This is a genomic window from Streptomyces sp. NPDC056486 (genome assembly GCF_042795295.1).
Classification (GTDB): domain Bacteria; phylum Actinomycetota; class Actinomycetes; order Streptomycetales; family Streptomycetaceae; genus Streptomyces.
In genome coordinates this window covers 1-4593 of the sequence record NZ_JBHTSF010000297.1, presented here as the reverse complement: position 1 = coordinate 4593, position 4593 = coordinate 1, and the positions used below count along the sequence as shown (strand labels likewise).

4 protein-coding genes are annotated in these 4593 nt (G+C 66.7%); all 4 read right to left on the bottom strand.

Translation table 11 applies throughout. From position 1 onward, the window contains the following. Positions 1-110 precede the first annotated feature (110 nt). From ACFQ7F_RS45380 to ACFQ7F_RS45365, 4 genes are read right to left on the bottom strand one after another with little or no spacing between them, the layout of a single operon-like run. The gene (locus ACFQ7F_RS45380; protein ID WP_383285506.1) at positions 111-827 is read right to left on the bottom strand and encodes an ABC transporter ATP-binding protein; all 717 of its coding nucleotides are present in this window, start codon (positions 825-827) and stop codon (positions 111-113) included. Beyond that, positions 827-1693, bottom strand: a complete 867-nt coding sequence (locus ACFQ7F_RS45375; protein WP_383285503.1) for an ABC transporter ATP-binding protein — start codon at positions 1691-1693, stop codon at positions 827-829. Before ACFQ7F_RS45375 ends, ACFQ7F_RS45380 begins: the two co-directional genes overlap by 1 nt. 3 nt (positions 1694-1696) lie before the next feature. Beyond that, positions 1697-3541, bottom strand: a complete 1845-nt coding sequence (locus tag ACFQ7F_RS45370; protein ID WP_383285500.1) for a branched-chain amino acid ABC transporter permease — start codon at positions 3539-3541, stop codon at positions 1697-1699. Between the two features lie 5 nt (positions 3542-3546). Then, positions 3547-4476 (bottom strand): branched-chain amino acid ABC transporter permease, encoded by a 930-nt coding sequence (locus ACFQ7F_RS45365; RefSeq protein ID WP_383285497.1) that lies wholly within the window; start codon positions 4474-4476, stop codon positions 3547-3549. Between the last annotated feature and the right edge of the window lie 117 nt (positions 4477-4593).

Sequence of the window (4593 nt, the reverse complement as noted above, 5' to 3'; positions counted from 1 at the left end):
GCCTACTATATTATGGCAGCTCTGGGTAATTAGACCCCTCTCGCTGACTTCCGAGACGGCCCCCACCCGTTTTGGGGGTGGGGGCCTTCTCGTATGCCGGGACAGAGTCCCTAGTCCTCGCCGAGGTACGCCTTGCGCACGGACTCGTCGTGCAGCAGGTCGTTCCCCGTCCCGGACAGGACGATCTTGCCGACCTCCATGACATGACCGTGGTCGGCGAGCGAGAGCGCCGCCTGGGCATTCTGTTCGACGAGTAGAATGGTCGTGCCCTGGGATTTGAGCTCGGAGATGGTCGCCATGATCTTCTGCATCATGATCGGTGAAAGGCCCATGGAAGGCTCGTCGAGCATGAGCAGTTTCGGCTGGGACATGAGCGCGCGTCCCATGGCGAGCATTTGCTGCTCGCCGCCGGAGAGCGTGCCCGCCGCCTGCTTTCTGCGCTCCCCGAGAATGGGGAAGAGCTCGTAGGCGCGCGCGATGTCCTTTTCGATGGCGGCCTTGTCGCTGCGCAGATATGCGCCGAGCCGCAGATTGTTCTCGATCGTCATGCGCGGGAAGATGTGCCGGCCCTCGGGAGAGTGGGCGAGGCCGAGCGCGACGATCTGGTCGGCGCGGTATTTCCGCAGGGTTTTCCCGTTGAATTTGATGGAGCCGCCGACCGGTTTGAGGAGTCCGGAGAGCGTGCGCAGTGTGGTGGTCTTGCCTGCGCCGTTCGTGCCGATCAGGGTGACGACCTCGCCGGCTTCGACCTTGAAAGAGATGCCCTTGACGGCTTCGATCTTGCCGTAGGCGACTTTGAGGTCCTCGACTTCGAGCAGTGCGGTCATCAGCTGTTCTCCTCGTTGCCCGTCGCGTCGGCCTCTGTGCTGCCGGGGGCTCCTTCGAAGGGCTCGCCCAGGTAGGCGGCGATGACGCGGTCGTCCTGCTGGACGGTTTCACTGTCGCCCTCGACGAGTTTCTCGCCTTGGACGAGTACGGCCACGCGGTCGCACAGGTTGAAGATGAAGCGCATGTCGTGCTCGATGACGAGGACGGCGATGCCCATGTCCCGGATGGCGAGAACGAGTTCCTCGGTGGCGCGGGTCTCCTGCGGGTTCATGCCCGCGGTCGGCTCGTCCAGGAGGAGCAGGCCGGGTTCGCTCGCGAGTGCCCGGGCGATCTCCAGCTTGCGTTGTTCGCCGTAGGGCAGGTTGCGGGAGAGGTGTTCCGCCTTCTCGGCGAGGCCGACGAATTCGAGCAGTTCCAGGGCGCGGGCCCTGGATTTGGCTTCGGCTTTGTGGAAGCCGGGGCCGCGCAGGAGGGCTGACCAGAGGCCTTCCTTCGTGCGTGTGTGGCGGCCGACGAGGACGTTTTCCAGGACGGTCATGTTGGAGAAGAGGCGGATGTTCTGGAAGGTGCGGGCCACGCCGGCCGCGGTGACCTTGAACGATTTGCTGGGCAGGACCTTGCCCTTGTACCGGACTTCGCCCTCGGTGGGGATGTAGAGGCCGGTGAGGCAGTTGAAGAAGGTGGTCTTGCCTGCTCCGTTGGGGCCGATGAGGCCGACGATCTCGCCGCTGTTGACGGTGAGGTCGACGGAGCGCACGGCGGTGAGGCCGCCGAAGCGCATCGTGACGCCCTTGGCGTCCAGGACGGTTTCTCCGGCCGGCGTCGCGGCGGGGCTGTCCTTGCTGGTGGTGGTGTCGGTGGTCATGGCTCAGGCCCCTGTCTTGCTGAGGACTGTGGGTGGCGGCGTGTCGCCGGGAGCCAGTTCGGCCTCGTGGAATTCGAGCTGGCGGCGGCGGTTGGGGATGAGGCCCTCGGGGCGGAAGCGCATGAGCAGTACGAGCGCGAGGCCGAAGGCGAAGAGCTGGTAGTCGCCCAGGAAGGAGAGCTTGCTCGGGATGAGGTAGAGCAGTGCCGCGCCGACGAGGGGTCCGCTGATGGTGCCCATGCCGCCGAGGACGACGGCGGCGAGCAGGAACGCGGAGTTGGGCGGGACCGTGTTGGCGAACTGGTACTGCTCGGGTGTCACGGTGTAGGTGACGTGTGCCTGTACCGTGCCGGCGAGTCCGGCGAGCGTGGCGCCGAGTGCGAAGGCGATGAGCTTGACGCGGAAGCCGTTGATGCCCATGGCGAGGGCCGCGGTCTCGTCCTCGCGGATGGCGACCCAGGCGCGCCCGATGCGGGAGTCGCCGCTGCGCCGGAAGACGAGCACGACGACGAGGGTGATGAGCAGCATCAGGAAGAAGTAGTTCGCGAAGCGGCCGATGGTGACGCCGAAGACGGTGTGCTCGATGCCGAAGTCGAAGCCGAGGATCTTGAGGTTCGGGATCGAGGAGATGCCGTTGGAGCCGTTCGTGATGTCCGGGCCCGATGTGCCGTCGGCGTTCATGGCGACGATTCGGAAGATCTCTCCGAAGCCGAGGGTGACGATGGCGAGGTAGTCGCCGCGCAGCCGCAGGGTCGGTGCGCCGATGAGTACGCCGAAGATGAGCGAGGCGCTCGCGCCGACCAGGATGGCGCCCCAGAACGGCAGGTGGAGGTCGAAGGGCGAGGACGGCGATCCGGAGACCATGGATGCGGCGTAGGCGCCGACGCCGAGGAAGGCGACGTATCCGAGGTCGAGGAGTCCTGCGAGGCCGACGACGATGTTCAGGCCGAGGGCGACGGTGGCGAAGATGAGGATGTAGACGCCGATGGTGGCGTACTGGTCGTCGCTCTGTGTGAACGGGAAGGCCGCGGCGGCGGCGAAGGCACCGGCGAGTGTGATGTTGCGGTGTCGCGCGGTGTAGGTGGAGACCTGGGCGACGAGCCCCGCTTTGGACAGTGCGGCGAAGGAGAATGCCACGGTGACCAGGAAGCCGATGAAGAGCTCGTCGTACTCGGTGCCGATGCCGTAGGTGAAGACCAGGAGGCCCACGGCGAGCGCGACGATGATGATGAGGATCTCGACGTAGCTGGGGAGTTTGCGCGGTGTGGGCGGTGCTTCGGCGGCGAAGGCGCCCTTGAAGATGACCAACCCGTTGCGCATGCGGTGCTTGAACTGTTCGCTGCCGGTGTCTTCGGGGTCGATCGCGTAGGTGTGCGGTCGGGTGAAGGGCAGGGCGAGGGCGCCGACGAAGGAGCCGAGGGTGGCGAGCGCGGCGATCCAGCCGCCGGGTTCGAGGTTGGCGAGGCCGCCGAGCTGGTAGCTGATCGAGATGATCGTGTACCAGGTGGTGGCGAAGGCTGCGAGTGCCGCGTACTTCAGTGCGGCGTCGGCTCCGCCGGGAGCGAGGGCGCGTACGCCCTTGATTCCGTAGGAGGCGAGGCCGAAGAGCGTCGTCAGGATGCCGGCGATCAGGACGAGGATCTGGAGGCCGCCGGGGTAGCCGTAGACGGTGAGGTCGCCGGGGAACGACGGGGTCCAGGTCCAGGCGAGGAACGCGGAGATGATCGTGAGGATGCCGCCGCCGGTGGCCAGTGCGCGGGCGGGGCCCTCGGGGATGGCGATGAGGCCGGTGGGGGTGTGGTCCTGCTTGGGGCTCGGCGCGTCGGCCGCGGTGTTCTGTGTGGTCATGGTGGTCACGCCCTGTCCGCGACGCGCTCGCCAAGGAGGCCTTGTGGCCTGACGAGGAGTACGACGATGAGGAGTACGAAGGCCCAGACGTCGGCCCAGGACTGCCCGCCGAGCTGGCTCATGCCGGGGATGTCGTTCATGTAGGCGGTGGCCATGGCTTCGGCGACGCCGAGGACGAGGCCGCCGAGCATCGCGCCGTAGATGTTGCCGATGCCTCCGAGTACGGCGGCGGTGAAGGCCTTGAGTCCCCAGAGGAAGCCCATGCGGAACTGGACTTCTCCGTAGCGGAAGCCGTAGGCGACGGCGGCGATGCCGGCGAAGGCGGCGCCGATCGCGAAGGCGACGACGATGACGCGGTCGGTGTTGACACCCATGAGCTTGGCGGTGTCGGGGTCCTGTGCGGTGGCTTGCATGCCGCGTCCGACGCGGGTCTTCATCACGAAGTAGCCGAGGGCGAACATGCAGATCGGGGCGGTGATCAGCAGGAAGATGTCGCCGGGCTGGATGGTGACGGAGCCGAGGTGGATGGAGCCGCCTGGCAACTCGGGGAAGGTGCGGGACGACTTCGCGTTGGGGTACCAGGCCCAGACGGCCTGCTGCAGCGCGAGGGAGAGTCCGATGGCGGTGATGAGGGGTGCGAGGCGGGGTGCGCCGCGCAGCGGGCGGTAGGCGAAGCGTTCGGCTCCGACCGCGATGAGGGTCGAGACGATGACGGCGCCTATGAGCATCAGTGGCAGGGCGAGCCACATGCTGGTGCCGCCCGGCAGCCAGAGCCAGACGGTGAGGGCGCCGAAACCGCCGACCATGAAGATCTCGCCATGGGCGAAGTTGATGAGCTGGACGATGCCGTAGACCATTGTGTAGCCGATGGCGATCAGGCCGTACATGGATCCCAGTAGCAGGCCGTTGACCAGCTGTTGCGGCAGTTCGTGCACCGCAGGTCCTCCGAGTCTTTCGGTGTCGTGCGGCTTGCTTGCGGCGGCGGGGGGCCTCGCGGTGGCCGTACGACTCAGGTGACGGATGCGACGCCGCGCGGGGCGCTGTCAGGAGCT

Excerpts from the sequence above, each read along its gene's own strand:
- ACFQ7F_RS45375 (WP_383285503.1), bottom strand. The coding sequence starts at position 1,693 with ATGACCACCGACACCACCACCAGCAAGGACAGCCCCGCCGCGACGCCG.
- ACFQ7F_RS45380 (WP_383285506.1), bottom strand. The coding sequence starts at position 827 with ATGACCGCACTGCTCGAAGTCGAGGACCTCAAAGTCGCCTACGGCAAG.
- ACFQ7F_RS45370 (WP_383285500.1), bottom strand. The coding sequence starts at position 3,541 with ATGACCACACAGAACACCGCGGCCGACGCGCCGAGCCCCAAGCAGGAC.